Annotated in this window: 20 protein-coding genes; 15 read left to right on the top strand and 5 right to left on the bottom strand. The window is 74.4% G+C overall.

Going from position 1 to position 20,286, the window contains the following annotated elements; translation table 11 throughout:
• Window positions 1-3: 3 nt before the first annotated feature.
• Both RM590_RS15830 and RM590_RS15825 read right to left on the bottom strand, forming a co-directional pair.
• Window positions 4-975: a DUF2637 domain-containing protein gene (locus RM590_RS15830; protein WP_311705207.1), complete on the bottom strand. Its 972-nt coding sequence runs from the start codon at window positions 973-975 to the stop codon at window positions 4-6.
• A 174-nt stretch (window positions 976-1,149) separates the two neighbouring features.
• Window positions 1,150-1,983: a (2Fe-2S)-binding protein gene (locus RM590_RS15825; protein ID WP_311705206.1), complete on the bottom strand. Its 834-nt coding sequence runs from the start codon at window positions 1,981-1,983 to the stop codon at window positions 1,150-1,152.
• 147 nt (window positions 1,984-2,130) lie between these two features.
• Here RM590_RS15825 and RM590_RS15820 point away from each other — a divergent pair, with 147 nt between their 5' ends.
• Window positions 2,131-2,871: a GntR family transcriptional regulator gene (locus RM590_RS15820; protein ID WP_311705205.1), complete on the top strand. Its 741-nt coding sequence runs from the start codon at window positions 2,131-2,133 to the stop codon at window positions 2,869-2,871.
• A 37-nt stretch (window positions 2,872-2,908) separates the two neighbouring features.
• Here the strand turns inward: RM590_RS15820 and RM590_RS15815 are convergent, their stop codons facing one another.
• The gene (locus RM590_RS15815; RefSeq protein ID WP_394813879.1) at window positions 2,909-3,703 is read right to left on the bottom strand and encodes a hypothetical protein; all 795 of its coding nucleotides are present in this window, start codon (window positions 3,701-3,703) and stop codon (window positions 2,909-2,911) included.
• A gap of 196 nt (window positions 3,704-3,899) precedes the next feature.
• On the opposite strand from RM590_RS15815, the gene RM590_RS15810 reads away from it, so the two are divergent.
• Entirely contained in the window at window positions 3,900-4,943 is a 1,044-nt protein-coding gene (locus RM590_RS15810) for an ABC-2 transporter permease (protein ID WP_311705204.1), read from the top strand.
• Between the two features lie 23 nt (window positions 4,944-4,966).
• Here the strand turns inward: RM590_RS15810 and RM590_RS15805 are convergent, their stop codons facing one another.
• Entirely contained in the window at window positions 4,967-6,604 is a 1,638-nt protein-coding gene (locus RM590_RS15805) for a PucR family transcriptional regulator (RefSeq protein WP_311705203.1), read from the bottom strand.
• A gap of 192 nt (window positions 6,605-6,796) precedes the next feature.
• On the opposite strand from RM590_RS15805, the gene RM590_RS15800 reads away from it, so the two are divergent.
• Genes RM590_RS15800 through RM590_RS15780 form a run of 5 tightly spaced genes read left to right on the top strand, consistent with a single transcriptional unit; the run spans window position 6,797 to window position 12,843 of the window.
• A complete protein-coding gene (locus RM590_RS15800) occupies window positions 6,797-7,684 on the top strand; it encodes an FAD binding domain-containing protein (RefSeq protein WP_311705202.1) in 888 nt (295 codons plus the stop codon).
• The gene (locus RM590_RS15795) at window positions 7,675-8,196 is read left to right on the top strand and encodes a (2Fe-2S)-binding protein (protein WP_311705201.1); all 522 of its coding nucleotides are present in this window, start codon (window positions 7,675-7,677) and stop codon (window positions 8,194-8,196) included. The genes RM590_RS15800 and RM590_RS15795 overlap by 10 nt, the downstream gene beginning before the upstream one ends.
• Before the next feature lie 2 nt (window positions 8,197-8,198).
• Window positions 8,199-10,604: a xanthine dehydrogenase subunit D gene (gene pucD, locus RM590_RS15790; RefSeq protein ID WP_311705200.1), complete on the top strand. Its 2,406-nt coding sequence runs from the start codon at window positions 8,199-8,201 to the stop codon at window positions 10,602-10,604.
• 12 nt (window positions 10,605-10,616) lie between these two features.
• Complete coding sequence (locus RM590_RS15785; RefSeq protein WP_311705199.1) at window positions 10,617-11,786, top strand: XdhC family protein; 1,170 nt, start codon at window positions 10,617-10,619, stop codon at window positions 11,784-11,786.
• Window positions 11,734-12,843, top strand: coding sequence for a winged helix DNA-binding domain-containing protein (locus RM590_RS15780; RefSeq protein WP_311705198.1), 1,110 nt, complete (start codon window positions 11,734-11,736; stop codon window positions 12,841-12,843). The genes RM590_RS15785 and RM590_RS15780 overlap by 53 nt, the downstream gene beginning before the upstream one ends.
• Before the next feature lie 14 nt (window positions 12,844-12,857).
• Here the strand turns inward: RM590_RS15780 and RM590_RS15775 are convergent, their stop codons facing one another.
• On the bottom strand, window positions 12,858-13,304 hold the full coding sequence (locus RM590_RS15775) for a hypothetical protein (RefSeq protein ID WP_311705197.1): 447 nt from the start codon (window positions 13,302-13,304) through the stop codon (window positions 12,858-12,860).
• A 483-nt stretch (window positions 13,305-13,787) separates the two neighbouring features.
• On the opposite strand from RM590_RS15775, the gene RM590_RS15770 reads away from it, so the two are divergent.
• The 8 genes from RM590_RS15770 (at window position 13,788) to RM590_RS15735 (ending at window position 20,285) form a co-directional block, all read left to right on the top strand.
• Entirely contained in the window at window positions 13,788-14,174 is a 387-nt protein-coding gene (locus RM590_RS15770; RefSeq protein ID WP_394813869.1) for a DUF5955 family protein, read from the top strand.
• Between the two features lie 38 nt (window positions 14,175-14,212).
• Window positions 14,213-14,479: a hypothetical protein gene (locus RM590_RS15765; RefSeq protein ID WP_311705195.1), complete on the top strand. Its 267-nt coding sequence runs from the start codon at window positions 14,213-14,215 to the stop codon at window positions 14,477-14,479.
• Window positions 14,476-14,841 carry a helix-turn-helix domain-containing protein gene (locus RM590_RS15760; protein WP_311705194.1) on the top strand — a complete coding sequence of 122 codons (366 nt, stop codon included), beginning with the start codon at window positions 14,476-14,478 and terminating at the stop codon, window positions 14,839-14,841. Before RM590_RS15765 ends, RM590_RS15760 begins: the two co-directional genes overlap by 4 nt.
• A gap of 186 nt (window positions 14,842-15,027) precedes the next feature.
• On the top strand, window positions 15,028-15,831 hold the full coding sequence (locus tag RM590_RS15755) for a 2-amino-3,7-dideoxy-D-threo-hept-6-ulosonate synthase (protein ID WP_311705193.1): 804 nt from the start codon (window positions 15,028-15,030) through the stop codon (window positions 15,829-15,831).
• Between the two features lie 72 nt (window positions 15,832-15,903).
• Complete coding sequence (locus tag RM590_RS15750; RefSeq protein WP_311705192.1) at window positions 15,904-17,010, top strand: 3-dehydroquinate synthase II family protein; 1,107 nt, start codon at window positions 15,904-15,906, stop codon at window positions 17,008-17,010.
• Between the two features lie 8 nt (window positions 17,011-17,018).
• Window positions 17,019-17,783 (top strand): amidohydrolase family protein, encoded by a 765-nt coding sequence (locus RM590_RS15745; protein ID WP_311705191.1) that lies wholly within the window; start codon window positions 17,019-17,021, stop codon window positions 17,781-17,783.
• The gene (locus RM590_RS15740) at window positions 17,783-19,090 is read left to right on the top strand and encodes a phenylacetate--CoA ligase family protein (RefSeq protein ID WP_311705190.1); all 1,308 of its coding nucleotides are present in this window, start codon (window positions 17,783-17,785) and stop codon (window positions 19,088-19,090) included. Before RM590_RS15745 ends, RM590_RS15740 begins: the two co-directional genes overlap by 1 nt.
• A gap of 7 nt (window positions 19,091-19,097) precedes the next feature.
• Window positions 19,098-20,285, top strand: coding sequence for an FAD-dependent monooxygenase (locus RM590_RS15735; protein ID WP_311705189.1), 1,188 nt, complete (start codon window positions 19,098-19,100; stop codon window positions 20,283-20,285).
• Window position 20,286 lies beyond the last annotated feature (1 nt).

Genomic DNA, 20,286 nt, shown 5'->3' with positions numbered 1-20,286 from the left:
CGTCTAGCCGAACTGCCGCTCGATCCGGGCGAGTTTCTCCTCCAGCGAGTCAAGGCGCGGGCTGTCCAGCGGCTCGTCGGTGTCCGCCGAGGCGTGCAGCGCCCGGCGCGGTGCCGCCGGCTCCAGCGCCGCGGGCTCACTGGTCTGGGTGACGGCCACGTCCATGTGCTCGCCGCCCCGGCCGAGCGCGCGGTGCTGGCGGCCCAGCGCCTTGATCCGGGCCCGCTCCAGCTTCCGCTGGTCGCGCCGCCGGGCGCGCTTGTCCTCCTTGGAGCGGCGCTCCTCGCGGACTTCCTCGACGGCCTCGTCCAGCGAGCGCACGTTCTCCAGGAGCATCAGCGACCAGGCGCCGTACGTCTCGCGCGGCGCGCGCAGCCAGCGGACGAAGCGGATCTGCGGCAACGGCCGCGGCACCAGGCCCTGTTCGCGCAGGGCGGCGCGGCGGGTCTGCTTGAGGGCCCGGTCGAAGAGGACGGCGGCGGACAGCGACATGCCGGCGAAGAAGTGCGGGGCGCCCGCGTGGCCGGTACCGCGCGGCGCGTGCACCCAGTTGAACCAGGCCGCGGCCCCGGCGAACAGCCACACCAGCATCCGCGAGCCCATCGAGGAGTCGCCGTGGCTGGCCTCGCGCACCGCGATCACGGCGCAGAACATCGCGGCCCCGTCCAGGCCGAACGGCACCAGGTACTCCCAGCCGCCGGACAGGTCCAGGTTCTCCCGGCCGAAGCCGACCAGCCCCTGGAACGACAGCGCGGCGGCCACGCCCGCGCAGCAGAACAGCAACGTGTAGGAGGCGGAGGCGTACACCCGCTCCCGGCGCCGCCGGGCGGCCTCCAGCCGCTCCCAGGAGTCGGTGTCGGCGCCCTCGGCGGGGGCCTTGCGGGCCCGCGTCAGGAGCGCGACCGCGACCAGAGCGCCACCCAGTAGCACGGCCGCGGCCAGCACCCAGGTGAACTCTATGTCCGTCAGCGTCATGGGGTGCCCCCTGTGTGGGTGTTGCCGAAATCGCGAACGCGCGTGGTGATTTCGTGGCGGGCGTGCTTCCGCGAGCATCTTGATGCTAGCGGAGGCGCCGTCAGCCGGATTTCGGGTCGAATCACCCCAACGGGTGGAAATTCAGGGAGAGTTCCCGCCCGTTGTCCGAATCTGTTATCGGCTTGCCGCCAGTCTTGTCACCCGTTCGGTATCGCACGTGCGTGGGCACGTCACACAGGTGTCCTCGGGGCGCAGCGTGTAGAACATGCAGCAGCTCGCCCGGTCCCTCGTCACCAGTTGTTCACCGGCCGGACCAGTCAGCTCGCGGAACGAGGCGCCCTGCGTGTACGGCGTGGTGGACCCCGGCAGCAGCAGCCCGGCCTCCTCGATCGCCCGCTCCTCCTCGCCCAGCAGCGAGCCGACGTACCACAGCGACTCGACCAGCTCGTCCGTCGCCGCGCCCCACAGTCCCCGCTGCCGGCGCCGCATGCGCGGCCCGAACGCGGCCAGCACGGGCTTTAGATGATCGGCCGCGGCCTGCCGGACGGCCGCCCGCAGCTCCTCCTCGCCGGCCACCACCCGGGCCCGCGGGTGATCGGCGGCCGGGTCGTCGGGCAGGCAGCCGAACGCCGTGGCGCGCACGGTCAGCCGCCCCTCGCCGCGGTGGAAGGAGACGTCCCCGGGGGCCAGCCAGGGCACCCGGCGCAGCAGGAAGTAGGGGATGGTGAACAGCACGGCGGCGGGCCAGGCGTAGCGGTGCAGCGCGAAGCTCGCCACCACGTCGGGTCGCCCGGGCTGTCCGTAGTCGGCCAGGATCCGCTCCTCGTCCAGCTTCAGGAACGCCTCCAGTGCCGCGCCGCCGGCCGCAAGCTCGTCGGCCCGTACCCAGCCGTCGCCGCTGCGCGGCGCCTCCTCGGTGATGCGCATCGAGGGCAGCACCTCGTTGACCCGCTGATAGGCGGGTGCGAGCGGGCCGGCGGATGTCAGCGCGGACGCGGGCACGGTCATGGAGCCACCGAATCTCGATCTGAGGCAGGTCTTAGACAGGTAAGCCTTACCTTACCGGATCAAGGTTAGGGGTTTGCTGAGGCGTCAACTGGCCCTAGGGTGCTGAAACCGCATGGAATCGGGGGCAGGAGCGGACGGAGCGGACGGATGGAGCCCACCCGAACGGAATCGGCCATATCGGTGGTCGTGTCGGCGGTCAGACCTGCCCCGGCGCCGGAGCGGCCGCCGCTGCCCGTCAGACCCCGCTCGCTGCCCGAACGCCACTCGGTCCGCGCCCAGGTCCTCGCCGCGCTGCGCGACGCGCTGGCCAGCGGAGAGCTCGCCCCCGGCGAGACGTATTCGGCCCCCGCGCTGGCCGAGCGGTACGGGGTGTCGGCGACGCCCGTGCGGGAGGCGATGCAGCGGCTGGCCGGCGAGGGCGTGGTGGAGACGCTGCCCAACCGCGGGTTCCGCGTCACCGGCCGCAGCGCGCGCGACATGGCCGAGCTGGCCGAGGTCCGCGCCGCCCTGGAGGTCCCGGCCGTGCTGCGGCTGGCCCGCACGCTGCCGCCGGAGCGCTGGGACGAGCTGCGCCCGCTGGCCGAGGCCACCGTGACCGCCGCCTCCGTCGGCGACCGGGCCGCCTACGCGGAGGCCGACCGCTGCTTCCACCGCGCCCTGCTGCGATTGACCGGAAACCGTCACCTGGCGGCCGTCGCGGAGGACCTGCACCGCAAGGCCCAGTGCCCCGCCGCGCACGGCACGCTGCCCGGCACGGCCGAACTGCTCGCGGACGCCCTGGAGCACACGGCCCTCCTGGACGCGCTGCGCGACGGCGACCTGGCCACCGCCGAACAGCTCGCCACCGAGCACCTCACGGGCCTGCCCGACCGGCCGGACAGGCCCTAGCGAAACAGGACCTCGCGAAAAACGAGCCCCGGCGCGGTCAGGCCGTGGCCGGCAGTTGGCCGGCCAGCCAGCGCGGCACGCCGCCCAGCAGGCGGTACAGCCGGGTCGCCTCGGCGCGCAGCCGGCCCGCCTCCGGCTCCGGGTGCGCCTCGGCCAGCGCCACCAGCGCGGGCGCGATCCCCACCAGGAAGCCGGTCTCCTCGCGCAGCCGCAGCGACTCGGCGAAGCCGTGCCGCGCCTCCTGCACATCGCCCGCGTCCAGCGCCAGCGCCGCCAGATGCCGCCAGGTGTAGGAGCCGAGCAGCGCGTCCTCCCGGGCGAGCGCCGTGTTGTGCGCGCGCCGGTACGCGGCCTCGGCCGCCTGCGGATTGCCGCCGATGTGCTGCGCCATCAGCCCGCGCCGGAAGTCCAGCAGGGCGCGGCCGGGGGAGTCGGGGGCGAGCAGCGCCGCCGCCCGCCCCAGCGCAGCGCGCGCCTCGTCCGCCCGGTCACGCACCCGCAACAGCGTGGACGCGTAAGCGAGATAGCCGCGCTCACAGGCCGCCGCGCCCCGTTCCTCGTCGTCCAGCGACAGCGACTCCGCCGCGCGCAGCGCCTCCTCGGCGCGACCCCACCCCTCCGAGGTGAACATGCAGCGCTCCACGAGCAGTTCGGCCCGGAGCAGGGCGGCCGGCGGCTGCGTGGCCGCCAGCGGGTCGAGCAGCGCCGCCGCGTCCTCCCAACAGCCCCGGGAGCGCAGCCGCCACACCGCGGTGCCCGTCGGGGCACCTCCGGGCTGCCAGACCGGGGGCGGATCACCGCCCGCGGTCCGGACCGGATGTGGTGCGGCAATCTCCGTCACATCGCCCTCCCCAGCGCGTCGTCGAGCCGTTGATCGTCAGAGATGTGAGTGCATCTCAGCATGAGGAACGCGGCCCGGCCAAGGGGGCTGCGTGAATCAGTTCACAAGTCCGCGCGAACGCCCGCGCGTCAGCCGAACGGCCTTGTCGCGGGTGCGTGCCCCCGGCGCGCGGCCGACGATGCGGGGTATGGACCGGATATCCGGATACGCAATCGGCGAGGCGCGCGGCGCCGTCACCCCCCGGGCCGCGCTGCTGGTCCTCGGCGTGCTGCTGCTGCACCTGGCGTTCATCACCTCCTACCTCGGCGCGCTGCACGACCCCGAGCCGGACCGGATCCCCATCGCCGTCGTCGCCTCCGGCGAGGCGCGGGCCCGGACGGTGGCCCGGCTCGACGCGCTGCCCGGGCGCCCGCTGGACGCCTCGCACGCCGCCGAGGACGCCGACGACGCCCGGGCGCGCGTGGCGCGCCGCGACATCGACGGCGCGTTGATCGTGGGCGACTCGGGTACCACCGACACCCTCTATGTCGCCTCCGGCGGCGGGGGCGCGCTCGCCCAGGCGCTGACCGAGGTCGTCGGGGACGCCGAGGCCGCCGAGGAACGGTCGTTGCGCGTCGAGGACGTGGCCCCCGCCTCGGCGGGCGACAACCGCGGTCTGTCCGCGTTCTACCTCGTCGTCGGCTGGTGCGTCGGCGGTTACCTGTGCGCCGCCGCGCTGGCCATCAGCGCCGGCGCGCGGCCGGCCACGGTCGCCCGCGCGGTGCGCCGCCTGGTGGTGCTCGGCGGCTACTCCCTGGCCGCCGGGCTGGCCGGGGCCGTGATCGCCGGACCGGTGCTGGACGCGCTGCCCGGCCGGGTGATCGCGCTGGCCGGCCTGGGCGCGCTGGTGGTGTTCGCGACGGGCGCGTTCACCCTGGCCATGCAGGGGCTGTTCGGCATCGTCGGCGTCGGGCTGGCGCTGCTCGTCATCGTCGTGCTGGGCAACCCCGGTGCGGGCGGCGCCTACCCCTATCCGCTGCTGCCGTCGTTCTGGCAGACCATCGGCCCGGCCCTGATCCCCGGCGCAGGCACCTGGACCGCGCGCTCACTGGCCTACTTCGACGGACAGGCGGTGCTCGGACCGCTGCTGGTGCTGGCCCTGTGGGCGGCGGCCGGTACGGCGCTCACCCTCTTCCTCGCCGGGCTGCGCACCCCCGCGCGCTCCCCGCTGGACGAACTGAGCTTCGTCTGAGGTCGGTTCATGCGCGGCCGGGCTCAGTTCATGCGCAGCGCCAGGAAGAAGTCCACTTTGTCCTCCAGCCGTCCCAGGTCACGGCCCGTCAGTTGCTCGATGCGGCCGACGCGGTACCGCAGCGTGTTCACGTGCACATGCAGCCGGGCCGCGCACTTGGTCCAGGAGCCGTCCGCCGCCAGGAACGCCTCCAGCGTGGCCACCAGCCCGGCGCGGTGCCGCCGGTCGTAGTCGCGCAGCGGCTCCAGCAGCCGGGCGGTGAACGCGCGCCGCACGTCGTCGGGAACGAAGGGCAGCAGCAGCACATGCGAGGCCAGCTCCTCGTGACCCGCGCCGGACACCGGCCCCGGCCGGGCCGCGGCCACCCGGCGGGCGTGCCGCGCCTCCTCCAGCGCGCCGCGCAGCCCCTCGGCCGACGGCACCACCGCGGACATCCCGAGCGTCAGCCGGCCGCCGGGTCCCAGACCGGCCGCCAGTACCTCGCGCACCGGGCCGAGCACGGCCTCGGCGGCCAGTGGCTCCCCGTCGGCCGGGGCCGGCACCAGCGCCACGGCCTCCCCGTCGGCGTGCGCCACCGCAGCGTCGGTGAACGGCGCGAGCAGCTCCTCCAGCAGCGCCCGGGCCACCGGCCCGGCGCCGGGTGCCGCGTCCGGCCACGCCACCCGGGCCACCGCGACCTGCCAGTGCGGATACGGGACGGCACCCCGCCCCGCCCCGGCGGCCTCGGGCAGTTCGGGCACCAGCACCGGCGCGGCCACCCGCAGCCGGGCGGCCGTCTCGGCGGCGGGCGCGCCACCGGCCAGCAGGTGCAGCACCTCCTGCGCCAGCCGCCGGGGCACCGACCGGGCGGCGTCCCGCCGGTCGCGTTCCGCGGCGATCAACTGGGTGACGCCGTCCAGCAGATCGAGGTGCCGCGCCGGCCACTCGCCCGCGTCGGCGCGCACCGCGAGCAGCCAGTCGGTCAGCCGCGCGCCCACCGGGTCGCCGCCCTCGCCGGGCACCGGGAAGAGGGAGTGGACGACGCCGTCCTCGACCACCCGGTACGGCCCGGGGCGGCCGGTCACCGCCGCCGTCATCCGGTGCCCGGCCAGCGCCGCGCCCAGCCCCTCGGGCAGCGGCTCCTGCCGCGCGGCGGCGACCGGCCGCCCGGTGGCCGTCAGCACCCAGGCGCGCAGGTCCAGATCGGCGGCCAGCAGATCCAGCACCGCCCGCGGGCCGCCGCTGGCGGGCCCGGCCGACATCAGCCGCCGGTGCCGGTCCACCACGGCGGCCAGATCCGCGGCCCGGTCCCCGGAGACCTGCCGCACCACGTGCTCGGTGATCTCCGCGAAGCCGACCTCCTCGGCCACCGCGAACAGCGGCAGCCGGTGCCGCGCGCAGGCCGCCGTCAGATCGTCCGGAACGGCCCCGAACTCGGCCTCGCCCGCGGCGAGTCCGGCCACCCCCGCCTCCGTCAGCACCCGCACGAACGGTTCGGCGTCCCCCGGCCCGCGCCACCACGCCAGCCCGGTCAGCACCAGCTCCCCGCCGTGCAGGTAGCGGCTCGGGTCGCGCAGGTCCGTCGTCATCACACCGCGCACGGGCCGGTCCAGCTCCGGCCCGTCGCCGCTCAGCAGCCGCAGGCCCAGGGACTCGGTCGCCAGGAGTGTGCGCAGTCGCATGCCCGTCCGCAGATGTCGCCGGTGTTGCCCACCGGATGCCGTGTCGTTGCCAGCCCCCGTTCTTCGTACGAATCTACAAGAATGGGCGGCGGCGGCGACCGGCGCTTCGGCCCTTCCGTGACTCCCCGCCCGGCCCCGCCCCGGCTGTACTGGAGGTACCCCCTCCACGGTTCGACCCCCGGAGTGCACCTGATGGACTTCCTTCGCCCGGCAAGCTGGGAGGAGGCGCTCGCCGCCAAGGCCGCGTACCCCGACGCCGTGCCGCTGGCCGGCGGCACCGACCTGATGGTCGAGCTCAACTTCGACCGGCGCCGCCCGGAGCGGATCCTCGACCTCGGCCGGATCGAGGAGCTGCACACGTGGGAGGCCGGCGAGGACACCGTCCGCCTCGGCGCGAGCGTCCCCTACCGCGTCATCATCGAACGGCTCCGGTCCCGCCTGCCCGGGCTCGCACTGGCCGCGCACACCGTCGGCTCGCCGCAGATCCGCAACCGCGGCAGCGTCGGCGGCAACCTCGGCACCGCCTCGCCGGCCGGCGACGCGCACCCCGCGCTGCTCGCCGCCGGCGCCCGCGTGGAGGCCGCGTCGCTGCGCGGCACCCGGCTCATCCCCGCCGAGGAGTTCTTCACCGGGCCCAAGCGCAACGCGCTCGCCCCCGACGAGCTGATCCGCGCCGTGCACATCGACACCGCGACCGGGCCGCAGCAGTTCGCCAAGGTCGGCACGCGCAACGCCATGGTCATCGCCGTCTGCGCGTTCGCCCTCGCGCTGCACCCCCGCACCCGCACCGTGCGCACCGGCATCGGCTCCGCCGCCCCGACGCCGGTGCGGGCGCGGGCCGCCGAGGACTTCCTCACCGGCGTGCTGGCCGAGGGCGGGCACTGGGATCACGGCCGGCCCGTTCCCCCGGCCGCCGCCGCCCGGTTCGCCGAGCTGGCCGCGGCCGCCTGCGCGCCCATCGACGACGTCCGCGGCAGCGCCGCCTACCGCCGGCGCGCGATCGCGGTGCTGGCCCGCCGCACCCTCGACTGGACCTGGACGGCACACACGGCCCCCCAAGGAGGCGCATCGTGCGCGTGAACCTCACCGTCAACGGGCGGCCCCGCACGGCCGACGACGTCTGGGAGGGCGAGAGCCTGCTCTACGTGCTGCGCGAGCGGCTCGGCCTGCCCGGCGCCAAGAACGCCTGCGAGCAGGGGGAGTGCGGCTCCTGCACGGTCCGGCTGGACGGCGACCTGGTGTGCGCCTGCCTGGTGGCGGCCGGCCAGGCCGAGGGCCGCGAGGTCGTCACCGTCGAGGGCCTGGCCGGCGATGGAGCCCAACTCGCCCCCGTGCAGCGGGCGTTCGTCGACGCGGGCGCCGTGCAGTGCGGCTTCTGCACCCCTGGGCTGCTGATGGCCGCCGACGAACTGCTGGCCCGCGAGCCCGAGCCCTCCGACGCCGACATCCGCGAGGCGCTGTCGGGGAATCTGTGCCGGTGCACCGGCTACGAGAAGATTCTCGACGCCGTCCGCCTCGCGGCCTCCCCCGCAAGCGGGAGGTACCCCCACCGCCTCGCCGAGACGCCCGCCGCCCCCGAAGGGACGGCCTGACCATGGGCGTGACACCCGCCCCCGCGCGGCTGACCCAGCGCGGCGACACCACCGGGAACGCCACCGGCGGCGTCGGCGAGTCCACACCGCGCCCCGACGGAATCCTCAAGGTCACCGGCGAGTTCGCGTTCTCCTCCGACCTGTGGCACGAGGACATGCTGTGGGGCCACACCCTGCGCAGCCCGCACCCGCACGCCCGGATCACCGAGATCGACACCTCCGCCGCCCTCGCGCTGCCCGGCGTGCACGCCGTCCTCACCGCCGCCGACCTGCCCGCCACCACCACCTATGGCCTGGAGATCCAGGACCAGCCCGTGCTGGCCGGCGACCTGGTGCGCTACGAGGGCGAGCCGGTCGCGCTGGTCGCCGCCGACCACCCCGAGACCGCCCGCCGCGCCGCCGCCCGCATCCGCGTCGACTACGCCGAACTGCCCGCCGTCACCGACGAGGCCACCGCCACCGCGCCCGGCGCGCCCGTCCTGCACCCCGGCCGCACCGACCGCCACGCGGCGCACGTCGCCCACCCCAACATCGTGCACCGCCAGCCCGTCGTCACCGGCGACGTCGCCCGCGCCGCCGCCGCGGCCGACGTCGTCGTCACCGGCACTTACGAGGTCGGCATGCAGGACCAGGCGTTCCTCGGCCCCGAGTCCGGGCTCGCCGTGCCCGCCGACGACGGCGGCGTCGACCTCTACATCGCCACCCAGTGGCTGCACGTCGACCACCGGCAGCTCGCCCCCGTGCTCGGCCTGCCGCCCGAGAAGGTGCGCCTCACCCTCGCCGGCGTCGGCGGCGCGTTCGGCGCCCGCGAGGACCTGTCCATGCAGGCCCACGCCTGCCTGCTGGCCCTGCGCACCGCCCGCCCCGTCAAGATCGTCTACAACCGGCACGAGTCGTTCTTCGGGCATGTGCACCGCCACCCCGCCCGGCTCACCTACGAGCACGGCGCGACCCGCGACGGAAAGCTGCTCTACGTGCGGGCCCGCATCGTTCTGGACGGCGGCGCCTACGCCTCCTCCTCCCCGGCCGTCGTCGGCAACGCCGCCTCGCTCGGCGTCGGCCCCTACGAGGTGCCCAACGCCGAGATCGAGGCGCTGGCCCTCTACACCAACAACCCGCCCTGCGGCGCGATGCGCGGCTTCGGCGCGGTCCAGGCATGCTTCGCCTACGAGGCACAGATGGACAAGCTCGCCGCCGCCCTGGACCTCGACCCCGTCGAACTGCGCCGGCGCAACGCCATGAGCCAGGGCTCCACCATGCCCACCGGCCAGGTCGTCGACTCCCCGGCCCCGGTGGCCGAGCTGCTGCGCCGCGTCAAGGACCGCCCGCTGCCGCCCGAACGCCAGTGGGAGCGCGCCGCGCCGGGCCCCGACATCCGCGCGCTGCCCGGCGGCCTGTCCAACGCCGGCCACGGCGAGGGCGTGGTCCGCGGCGTCGGCTACGCGGTCGGCATCAAGAACGTCGGCTTCTCCGAGGGGTTCGACGACTACTCCACCGCCCGGGTCCGGCTCGCGGTGACCGGCGGCGAACCGGTCGCCACCGTGCACACCGCGATGGCCGAGGTCGGCCAGGGCGGCGTCACCGTGCACGCGCAGATCGCCCGCACCGAACTGGGCGTCACCCAGGTCGCCATCCTCCCGGCCGACACCAGCGTCGGCTCCGCCGGTTCCACCTCCGCCTCCCGCCAGACCTATATGACGGGCGGCGCGGTGAAACAGGCCTGCGAGGCCGTCCGCGCCGAGGTCCTGCGCCGCGGCCGGGAACGCCACGGCTGGCCCGCCGAGGGCCTGCGCCTGGTGGGCGGCAAGGTCGTGGCCGCCGACGGTGAGGTGCTGGCCGCCCTCGCCGACGTGCTCGGCACGGACGCCATCGATCTGGAGCTGGAGTTCCGCCACCGGCCCACCCAGCCGTTCGACCTGGTCACCGGCCAGGGCTTCGGCCATGTCCAGTACTCGTTCTGCGCGCACCGCGCCGTCGTCGAGGTGGACACCGAGCTGGGCCTGGTGAAGGTCGTCGAGCTGGCCGCCGCCCAGGACGTCGGCAAGGCCGTCAACCCCGGCTCGGTCGTCGGCCAGATCCACGGCGGCTCCGTGCAGGGCCTGGGCCTGGCGGTGCTGGAGGAGATCGTGGTCGGCGACGACGGCCGGATCCGCAACCCCTCCTTCACCGACTACCTCATCCCCACCATCCTGGACACCCCGAGCATGCCGGTGGACGTCCTCGAACTCGCCGACGAGCACGCCCCCTACGGGCTGCGCGGCGTCGGGGAGGCGCCCACGCTCTCCTCGACCCCCGCGGTCGTCGCCGCCATCCGCCAGGCCACCGGCCGCGCCCTGCGCCGGGTGCCCGTGCGGCCCGAGCACCTCATCGACCTCGGCCCCGACAGCGGCCGGGATCCGGACCGGTAACGGGGAGCCGCCATGCTGGACATCGCCGCCGACCTGGTGACCTGGTGCCGCGACGGACGCGACTTCGCGGTGGCCACCGTCGTCGCCGTGCACGGCAGCGCGCCCCGCCCGCCGGGCGCCGCCCTCGCCGTGGACCGGGCCGGGACCGTGCTCGGCAGCGTCTCCGGCGGCTGCGTGGAGGGCGCGGTCTACGAGCTGTGCCGCGAGGCCATCGCCGACGGAACGCCCCGCACCGAGCGCTTCGGCTACAGCGACGCCGACGCGTTCGCCGTCGGGCTGACCTGCGGCGGCGCCATCGAGATCCTCATCACCCCGGTCCTGGCCGGCACCCCCGCCCGGCCGCCGTTCGCCGCCGCGCTCGGCGCCGCCGCCGACGGGACGCCCGCCGCGCTCGCCCGGATCGCCGCCGGGCCGCGCGAACTCCTCGGCGGCGCCCTGCTGCTGGGCCCCGACGGCAGCCGCTCCGGAACGCTGGGCGACGCCGGAACGCTCGACGGACCGGCGGCGGCCGAGGCCGCGGCGCTACTGCGCCAGGGCAGGACCGGCACCGTCCGGCTCGCCACCGCCACCGGGCCCGTCACTCTGCTGGTCGAGTCCGTCGCGCCGCCCCCGCGCATGCTTGTCTTCGGCGCGGTCGACTTCGCCACCGCCCTCGTGCGGGCCGGCGCGTTCCTCGGCCACCGCGTCACCGTCTGCGACGCCCGGCCCGTCTTCGCCACCCCCGAGCGCTTCCCCGGGGCGCACGAGGTGGTCGTCGACTGGCCGCACCGCTACTTGGAGCGACAGCGCACCGACGAACGCACGGTGATCTGCGTGCTCACCCACGACGCCAAGTTCGACATCCCGCTGCTCACCCGGGCGTTGCGCATGCCGGCCGCCTACATCGGCGCCATGGGTTCCCGCCGCACGCACGCCGACCGGCTGCGGCGACTGCGCGAGGCCGGCGTTCCCGAGCACCAACTCGCCCGGCTGCGCTCGCCGGTCGGGCTCGACCTGGGCGCGGTGACCCCGGAGGAGACCGCGCTGTCCATCGCCGCCGAGATCGTCGCCGTCCGCCGCGGCGGCTCCGGCGCGCCGCTCACCGGCACCACCGTCCCCATCCACCACAGCCCCGCCGTAGGGTCGGCTCATGACGGCGGCTCCCCTGCTCTCCCTGCGCGACCTCAACCGCGCGCTGCTTGACCGGCAGTTCCTGCTCTCCCGCGCCGCGCTGCCCGCACACGACGCGGTCGAGCACCTGGTCGGGCTCCAGACCCAGGTGCCGGGCACCCACTACACCGCGCTGTGGTCGCGGCTCGCGGCCTTCGACCCGGACGACTTCTCCCGGCGCTTCGAGGCCCGGGAGTTCGTCCGGATCAGCCTGCTGCGCTCCACCATCCACACGGTCACCGCCGGGGACTGCCTGGCGCTGCGGCCGGTGCTGCGCGCCGCCCACGAGCGGCCGTTCCGCTCCAACTGGGCCAAGCGGCTGCCGGGCGTGGACCAGGCGGCGGTGGCCCGGCGCGCGCGGGAGCTGGCAGAGGAGCGGCCGCGTACGTTCGCCGAGCTGGGCACCCTGCTGGCGGGGGAGTGGCCCGGGGCCGACCCGCAGGCGCTGGGCCAGGTCGCGCGCCACCACCTGGCCCTGGTGCAGGTCCCGCCGCGCGGCCTGTGGCAGCGCGGCGGCGCCGCCCGGCACACCACGGCCGAGTCCTGGATCGGCGCCGAACTGGCCGCCGAGACGGCACCCGACGCGCTGGTGCTGCGCTACCTCGCCGCGTTCGGGCCCGCGTCGGTCAAGGACGCGCAGACCTGGTCAGGACTGACCAGGCTGCGGGAGGTCTTCGATCGGCTGCTGCCCCGTCTGACGCGCTTTCGCGACGCGAGCGGAACGGAATTGTTCGACCTGCCCGACGCCTCCCGCCCGGGCGAGGGCGTGTCCGCACCGGTGCGTTTTCTGCCCGAGTACGACAACGTCCTGATCGGCCACGCCGACCGCACCCGCGTCATCTCGGACGCCGCCAAGGCCCGCACCTGGCAGGGCAACCGGGCCTTCCCCGTGTTCCTCGCCGACGGCTTCGCGCGCGGCGTCTGGCGTGTCGAGACCGACCGCGCGACCACCTCCGCCACGCTCGTGCTCGCGCCGTTCGACCCGCTGACCACGGCCGAACGCACCGACCTCGCCGAGGAGGGCGCGCGGCTGCTCGCCTTCCACGCGCCGGACGCGGCCCACCACCTGCGCTGGGCCGAAACGCTCTGACCGGGGGCGGGGCGTCAGACCCCGTCCGCCCCGTGCCGCAGCAGCGCGTCGGCCGGGTCGTTCACCGGCTGCGGCGTGCCCGTCAGATCGAGGACGAACAACGGCAGCCGCAGCTTGTCCGCGCGAGCGCGGGCGCCCCGGTCGTAACCGGACAGCGAGAACGCGACCGTGACCGCCGTCTCCACCAGCCCGTGCAGCCACAGCGTCTCGATCTCCCGGACCGCGGTGGGCGTGGTCGCCGGGTTGACCAGCCCGATCACCGAGGGGCCGCGCAGATCGATCCCGGACGCCGGCCGCGGCACGGCGGTGCGCACGTCCAGAAAGCCCAGCCAGCGCAGGAACTGGGCCGCGCAGGCCATCGCGTCATAGGCCGTTCTGATGGTGAGCGGCTGGAACGGCGGACGCCCGCCGCCCTCCCGCGGCGACGGCACGCGCTCCCCCTCGTCAGCGGCGAGCCGCACCGTCACCCCACAGGGGCAGTCGAATTCCGGCTGCGGCCATTGACCCGTGCGCCCGCACGCGGGACACGGCACCTCGGTCCACGCCGCGTCCCACGATCGGTGACGCACCGATACGGGTGAACTCTCCCGCGGCAGGGGGACGGTGACCGGAACCCCGCAGGCGCACGGATACTGCGGCGGGACGTAGGTGTGCTCCCGTCGGCAGGTGGGACACCGCACGGGCACGCTTTTCGTCATCTGACGCTCCAGGGACGGAACTTCTCGACGAGATTCTCACAGTCTCGCCGACGGGCGGGTGCGGGCGCAGCAATATGCTGGCATTCTCTAGTTGTGCCGCGTTCACCGTATTTGTTCACCGGAATGTGACAGTAAATCTCGCCCTCTGTGTGGCGGGATGCGCGGACAGTGATATTTACTTTCCTTGTTCGGTCCGCCGACCGTTCCCGATCGCGGGGCGTGTTCGGGCGGACGCGGCCGGCGTCAATGAAGACGGCAGGGGAGGGCCGAGTGGCGGCTGGAGAAGCTGAAACCGCCCCGGGGGTGCGGAGCGTCCCGACCGGCGGGATGGACCCCCGAGTGCTGACCTTGCGCGCTGCGGTGGACCGGCTGCGCCGGGACCTGCGCGCGTATCCCGCGACCCTCGCCGACCGCGAGGTCGCCGACCGGGAGCTGGCCACGCTGGACTGCGCCCTGGCCGCCGGAGTGCCCGACACGGCCGTCCTGGGGCACGCGCTGCTGCTCATCGCCGCCGCGGCGGGCTCGGTCAGCGCGCTCGCGGCCGGAGTCCATCAACTCCGCCAGGCGGTCGAGCTCTTCGGCGTCCCCCACCACCCCACCGAGACCGGCTGGTCGGCCGCGCACTACAACTAGCCGCTCGACGGGCCGGCGCGGGGCGTTAGGTTGACCGAGTGCGACTGAGACTCGAATTCACCACCGAGCCGTTCGACCTGGAGGAGCCGCCGGCGCACGCCGTGGCCGCCCGGGAGGTGGTGCAGAACGCGGCGCTGGACGCCGTGGACGTGGGGCCCTTCGGCAATACGGCGGAGGGCCCGGCGGACGCCGTGCTCGCCACCGTGGACACGCTGCTGCGCCGGGCCCTGGCGGTGGGCGCCACCCGCATATCGCTCCAGGTCAACGCCCTCGGGCCGGACGTCGGGGAGGAGACGGGGACATGAGCGGGGCCGACGACCTGTTCATAGAGGCGGTCAAGCCGCTGGTGGACGCCATCGGCGGGGAGCTGATAGCGCCGGAGCGCGCCGGGCCCGACGACGTCCTGCTGAGCTGGGCGGGCGCGGAGGTGGCCGCCGTGCGGCTGCCCCACCTCTCGGCCTCGCTGGACCACATCCTCGGCGAGCTCCGGCGGCGGCACGGGATGCCGCTGGCCGAGCTGGACCGCAAGACAAAACAGCAGATCGTGCGCGGCCTGGAGACGCGCGGGGCGTTCGCCATGCGCCACGGCGTGGAAACGGTCGCGAGCGCGCTCGGGGTCAGCCGTTTCACGGTCTACAACTACCTCAACCGGTCGACGAACTGCTGACGAGCAGTCCTGCAACTGCCGTTGCAGAGTGAGCCGTTCGAGAAAATCTCCCGTGCCCTCCGGCGTGGGATCACGTGATCGGGCGATGTCTTCCCTCCCGCCCGCCACAAGCATTGCCTGTCAACGGGCTATGGGCAGCCCTCGTATCGAAGGCCCGTGCCCGACACCCGTAGGAGGGACAGGCTGATGTTCCCGAATCTCTCATTCGGCCGGCGGCTCCGGCTGAGACGGCTGTACGGCGACAGCGACGCGCGCCTGCTCGTCGTTCCGCTGGACCACCCCATCAGCGACGGTCCGCTCGGCGTGCGCAAGGGCGGCCTCGACGCCCTGGTGGGGGAGCTCGCCGACAACGGCGCGGACGCGGTGGTGCTGCACAAGGGCGCCCTCCGGCGCGTGGACCCGGACCGGTTCGCCCGGATCTCGTTGATCCTCCACCTGAGCGCGAGCACCGCGCAGGCCCCGGACCCGGACGCCAAGTACCTGGTGAGCGGCGTGGAGGAGGCGCTGCGCCACGGCGCGGACGCGGTGAGCGTCCACGTCAACCTCGGCTCCTGCCAGGAGCGGGAGCAAATCGCCGACCTGGGCCGGGTGTCCGACCTGTGCGACCGGTGGAACGTTCCGCTGCTCGCCATGGCGTACCCCAGAGGCCCCAAGGTCACCAACCCCCGCGATCCACAACTCGTCGCCCACGCCGTCACGATCGCGGCCGAGCTGGGCGCGGACATCGTCAAGACGCCCTACGCCGGCACCCCCGCCGAGATGGCCGACGTGGTCAAGGACGCGCCCATCCCCGTCATCGTGGCCGGCGGTCCGCGCCGCACCTCGGTGCCCGAGGTGCTGGCCCAGGTGGACGAGGCGCTGCGCGGCGGCGCCGCCGGGGTGGCGATGGGCCGCAACATCTTCCAGTCCGCCGACCCCGGCGAGATGACACGGCAGATCGCCGAACTGGTTCACACGGACGCGGGCCGGCTCCAGCCGCTGTTCGGCTGAGCGCTTCCCCGCGCGGACCTCACACCACTTTCCCGGGCTGCCCGAGCAGTCACCTCACGTAGGAGTAGTCCCATGAAGATGAGCTGGTTGGACGTCCGCCGTCTCGGCGAGACCAAGGACGCCATCCTCCAGGAGGCGCTGCACTACCGGGTCGAGGGCGTCGTCGCGGACGACCCGGCCGACTTCGCCGACCTGCCGCCCACCCTCTCCAAGGTCCTCTTCCCCCAGGACAAGCCGCTGCCCGAGGACTTCGGGGACTCCACCATCGTCATCGTCGACCCCCGCGCGCACGGCACGACCCCGGCCGAACTCGCGCCGAAGCACCCCGGGGTGGAGTTCGGGCGCTTCGTGGAGATCGTGGACGCGCCGACCCTGGAGGACGCCTGCGAGTCGGCGCGCACGGAGAAGTGGAGCCTGCTGCTGTTCCGCGACCCCACCAAGATCCCGCTGGAGATCGTCATCGCCGCCGCGGACCGCGCCACCGGCAGCCTGATCACGGTCGCGCGGGACGTCGAGGAGGCGCGGATCATCTTCGGCGTGCTGGAGCACGGCTCGGACGGCGTGATGATGGCGCCCGCCGCGGTCGGCGAGACCGCCGGGCTCAAGGCGGCGGCCCAGGCCGACACCCCGCCGCTCGAGCTGGTCGAGCTGGAGGTCGTGGAGACCGCGCACGTCGGCATGGGGGAGCGGGCCTGCGTCGACACCTGCACCTACCTGCGCAAGGACGAGGGCATCCTGGTCGGCTCGCACTCCAAGGGCATGATCCTCTGCGTCAGCGAGACACACCCGCTGCCCTACATGCCGACCCGCCCGTTCCGGGTGAACGCCGGCGCCATCCACTCCTACACGCTGTCCCGGGACGAGCGCACCAGCTACCTGAGCGAACTCCGGTCGGGCAGCAAGGTGATGGCCGTGGACACCAAGGGCCACACCCGGCTGGTCACGGTCGGCCGGGTCAAGATCGAGTCCCGCCCGCTGATCTCCATCGACGCGGTCGCGCCCGACGGCCGACAGGTCAACCTCATCCTCCAGGACGACTGGCACGTGCGCGTGCTCGGCCCCGGCGGCGCCGTGCTCAACAGCACCGAACTGAAGCCCGGTGACACGGTGCTCGGCTACCTGCCCAGCGAGGACCGCCATGTGGGCTACCCCATCAACGAGTTCTGCCTCGAGAAGTGAGCCGTGAGATGACAGGGGTCCGCCCCCGGGTGTTCGACTTCCATGTCCGGCTCGCGCCCGTGCCCGCCGCGCCCGCACGCCTGCTGGAGCTGATGGACGCGTGCGGCATCGACCGGGCGGTGGTCTGCGCCGGCGGCACGATGCCGCTGGCGCGGCTCTCCCGGTTCCTGGTGGAGGGCGGGCACATCGAGACCGACGCGGACAACGACGCGGTCCTCATAGCCTGTTCGGAGTCCGGCGGGCGTCTCGTCCCGTTCTTCTTCGCCAACCCGCACCGCCCACCCGAGATCTACCGCGACCGGGCGGCCGAGTTCCGCGGCGTGGAGATCTCACCGGCCGTGCACGGGGTGCCGCTGGACGACCCGCGCACGGCCCGGCTCGCCGAGGTCGCGTGCGAGGCGGGCCACAGCGTGTACACGGTCTGCCTGGACCGGCCCGGCAGCCGGGTGGCCGACCTCGTCGCGCTCGCCGCGGCCCATCCGGAGGTCACCTTCGTCCTGGGGCACGCGGGCATCGGCAACATCGACCTGTACGCCATCGAGCTGATCGCCCGCCGGGAGAACATCCTGCTGGAGACGTCGGGCGGCTACACCTGCGTCGCGCGTGCCGCGGTGGAGCAACTGGGCGGTGACCGCGTGCTCTTCGGGTCCGAGGCCCCCATCCAGCACCCCGACGTGGAGCTGACCAAGCTGCGGCACGCGGGGATCGGCGACGACGACTGGCAGAAGATCGCATGGCGGAACGCCTGCCGGCTTCTGGGAATGGAGTGGTGATGACGGTCCGGATGCCCCACCTGGGCGACTGGTCGACCTACGACGAACTGGCGGCGCTGCAACGGGAAAGGCTGCCGCAGGTCCTGCAATGGGCCGCGAAGTCCCCCTTCTACCAGGCCAAGCTGGGCCCGGCGGGACCGCCCACCGACCCCGGGCGTTTCGACGCCCTGCCGACCACCGTCAAGACGGAGCTGCGCGACAACTACCCGTTCGGCATGCTCGCCGTGCCGCCCACCGAACTGGCCACCTACCACGAGTCCAGCGGCTCCACCGGCCGGCCCACGCCCTCCTACTACACCGAGGCCGACTGGCTGGACCTCGCCGAGCGCTTCGCGCGCAAGTGGGTCGGCATCGGCGCCTCCGACACCCTCCTCGTCCGCACCCCGTACGCGATGCTCCTCACCGGGCACCTCGCGCACGCGGCCGCGCGGCTGAAGGGCGCCACCGTGGTCCCGGGCGACAACCGTTCGCTCGCCATGCCGTACGCCCGGGTGGTCAGGGCGCTCGCGGACCTCGATGTGACGATGACCTGGTCGATGCCCACCGAGTGCCTGCTGTGGGCCGCGGCGGCCAGGGCCCTGGGGCACAGCCCCGAGCACGACTTCCCCGCGCTCCGCGCGCTGTTCGTCGGCGGCGAGCCGCTCAGCCCGGCCCGGCGGGCCCGGATCGGCCGCCTGTGGGGCGTTCCGGTGGTGGAGGAGTACGGCTCCACCGAGACCGGGACGCTGGCCGGCGAGTGCCCCGAGGGCCGCCTGCACCTGTGGGCCGACCGGCTGCTGGTCGAGGTGTGCGACCCCGCGACCGGCCGCATCACCCGGGAGGGCGCGGGACAGCTCGTCGTCACCCCGCTGTACCGCCAGGCCATGCCGCTGCTGCGGTACAACCTGGAGGACTCCGTCGAGGTGTCCTACGACCCGTGCGCCTGCGGCTGGGTGTTGCCCACGGTCAAGGTGCTGGGCCGCGCGGTCTACGGGCACCGGGTCGGCACCACCCTGATCACCCAGTACGAGCTGGAGGACATCGTCTACCGGCTGCCGTACGAGTACGGCGTGCTGTTCTGGCGGGCGCAGACGGCCGGCGACCACCTGCGGGTGGAGATCGAGGTCCCCGCCGAGCACGCGGCGGACGCCTCCGCCGAACTCGCCGCGGCGCTCCGGCGCGAGCTGGACGTCACCTGCCGCGTCGGCTGCGTCGCCCCGGGAACGCTCGTTCCGCACGACATCCTGACCCGGGTGCCCGATGTGGTGAAGCCCAGAAGCCTGTTCGGCCCCGACGAGGACTGGAACAATGCCGTCCTCTACTACTGAGACGGGCATGACCGCGCACGCGGGAGGGCCCGGCCGGATAGCGGTGGTGGGCGCCGGGATCGCCGGCCTCACCCTGGCGCTGGCCCTCGCCCGGGCCGGCATCCGCTGCGAGATCTACGAACAGGCCGGGCAGCTCCGGGAAGTGGGCGCCGGGGTGCAGATCGCGCCCAACGCGGCCCGGCTGCTGCGGCGCCTGGGGCTCGCCCCGCGGCTGGACGCGGTCGCCGTGCGGGCCCGGGCCGTGGAGATGCGGCGCTGGGACGACGGCCGGCTGCTCAGCCGCGGCGAGCTGGGCGCCGCGTGCGAGGCCCGCTGGGGAGCCCCCTACTACCTGGTGCACCGGGCCGATCTGCACCGGGCGCTGCTGGCGGAGATCGAGGACGGCCGCCTGCACCTGGGCAGCAGGTGCCTGCGGGTCGAGGAGCACGGCGAGGACGTCCGGCTGCACTTCGCGGACGGCTCGGTGCGCGAGGCCGACGTGGTGGTGGGGGCCGACGGGATCCGCTCGGTGGTGCGCGACGCGCTCGCCACCGACCGGCCGCGTTTCTCCGGGCAGTCCATCTACCGCGGCCTGGTGCCCGCCGGGGAACTGCCGTTCCTGCTGGACGAGCCGAAGGTCCGGCTGTGGTTCGGCCCCGGACAGCACTGCGTCTGCTACCCGGTGGCCGCCGGCCGGTGGATCAGCGTCGGCGCCACCGCCCCGGCCGGCGACTGGCCGGTGGAGTCCTGGACGGCCGAGGGAAAGCCGGAGGAGCTGCTGTGCGCCTACCGGGGGTGGCACGAGGAGGTGGGCCTGGTGCTGGGGGCGCTGCGGTCCGTCGGCCACTGGGCCCTGCACGACCGCGACCCGCTGCCGCGCTGGCGGGGCCGGGCGATCGCGGTGGCCGGGGACTCGGCCCACCCGATGCTCCCCTTCATGGCGCAGGGCGCCAATCAGGCGGTCGAGGACGCGGTGGTGCTCGCCGGCTGCCTGGCCGCGGCCGGTCCGCGGAACGTCCCGGCCGCGCTGGCCCGTTACGAGCGGCTGCGCAAGCCGCGCACCGACCGGATCCAGCGGATGTCCCGGGCCAACGCGCGGACCTTCCACCTCGGCGACGGGCAGGGCCAGCACGAGCGCGACCTCGCCCTGGACCGCCGGCACCGCGACGACCAGGAGTGGCTGTACGGCCACGACGCCGGGGCACTGGTGGGGTGAG

It is taken from the genome of Streptomyces litchfieldiae, assembly GCF_031845365.1.
Taxonomy (GTDB): domain Bacteria; phylum Actinomycetota; class Actinomycetes; order Streptomycetales; family Streptomycetaceae; genus Streptomyces; species Streptomyces litchfieldiae.
This window is presented reverse-complemented; position numbering and strand designations above follow the sequence as displayed.

What these genes read in the sequence shown, in the direction of transcription:
- pucD (WP_311705200.1), top strand. Translation starts at nt 8,199, where the DNA reads ATGGGCGTGACACCCGCCCCCGCGCGGCTGACCCAGCGCGGCGACACC.
- RM590_RS15755 (WP_311705193.1), top strand. Translation starts at nt 15,028, where the DNA reads ATGTTCCCGAATCTCTCATTCGGCCGGCGGCTCCGGCTGAGACGGCTG.
- RM590_RS15760 (WP_311705194.1), top strand. Translation starts at nt 14,476, where the DNA reads ATGAGCGGGGCCGACGACCTGTTCATAGAGGCGGTCAAGCCGCTGGTG.
- RM590_RS15745 (WP_311705191.1), top strand. Translation starts at nt 17,019, where the DNA reads ATGACAGGGGTCCGCCCCCGGGTGTTCGACTTCCATGTCCGGCTCGCG.
- RM590_RS15785 (WP_311705199.1), top strand. Translation starts at nt 10,617, where the DNA reads ATGCTGGACATCGCCGCCGACCTGGTGACCTGGTGCCGCGACGGACGC.
- RM590_RS15830 (WP_311705207.1), bottom strand. Translation starts at nt 975, where the DNA reads ATGACGCTGACGGACATAGAGTTCACCTGGGTGCTGGCCGCGGCCGTG.
- RM590_RS15740 (WP_311705190.1), top strand. Translation starts at nt 17,783, where the DNA reads ATGACGGTCCGGATGCCCCACCTGGGCGACTGGTCGACCTACGACGAA.
- RM590_RS15825 (WP_311705206.1), bottom strand. Translation starts at nt 1,983, where the DNA reads ATGACCGTGCCCGCGTCCGCGCTGACATCCGCCGGCCCGCTCGCACCC.
- RM590_RS15780 (WP_311705198.1), top strand. Translation starts at nt 11,734, where the DNA reads ATGACGGCGGCTCCCCTGCTCTCCCTGCGCGACCTCAACCGCGCGCTG.
- RM590_RS15750 (WP_311705192.1), top strand. Translation starts at nt 15,904, where the DNA reads ATGAAGATGAGCTGGTTGGACGTCCGCCGTCTCGGCGAGACCAAGGAC.
- RM590_RS15735 (WP_311705189.1), top strand. Translation starts at nt 19,098, where the DNA reads ATGACCGCGCACGCGGGAGGGCCCGGCCGGATAGCGGTGGTGGGCGCC.
- RM590_RS15800 (WP_311705202.1), top strand. Translation starts at nt 6,797, where the DNA reads ATGGACTTCCTTCGCCCGGCAAGCTGGGAGGAGGCGCTCGCCGCCAAG.
- RM590_RS15820 (WP_311705205.1), top strand. Translation starts at nt 2,131, where the DNA reads ATGGAGCCCACCCGAACGGAATCGGCCATATCGGTGGTCGTGTCGGCG.
- RM590_RS15810 (WP_311705204.1), top strand. Translation starts at nt 3,900, where the DNA reads ATGGACCGGATATCCGGATACGCAATCGGCGAGGCGCGCGGCGCCGTC.
- RM590_RS15770 (WP_394813869.1), top strand. Translation starts at nt 13,788, where the DNA reads ATGAAGACGGCAGGGGAGGGCCGAGTGGCGGCTGGAGAAGCTGAAACC.
- RM590_RS15805 (WP_311705203.1), bottom strand. Translation starts at nt 6,604, where the DNA reads ATGCGACTGCGCACACTCCTGGCGACCGAGTCCCTGGGCCTGCGGCTG.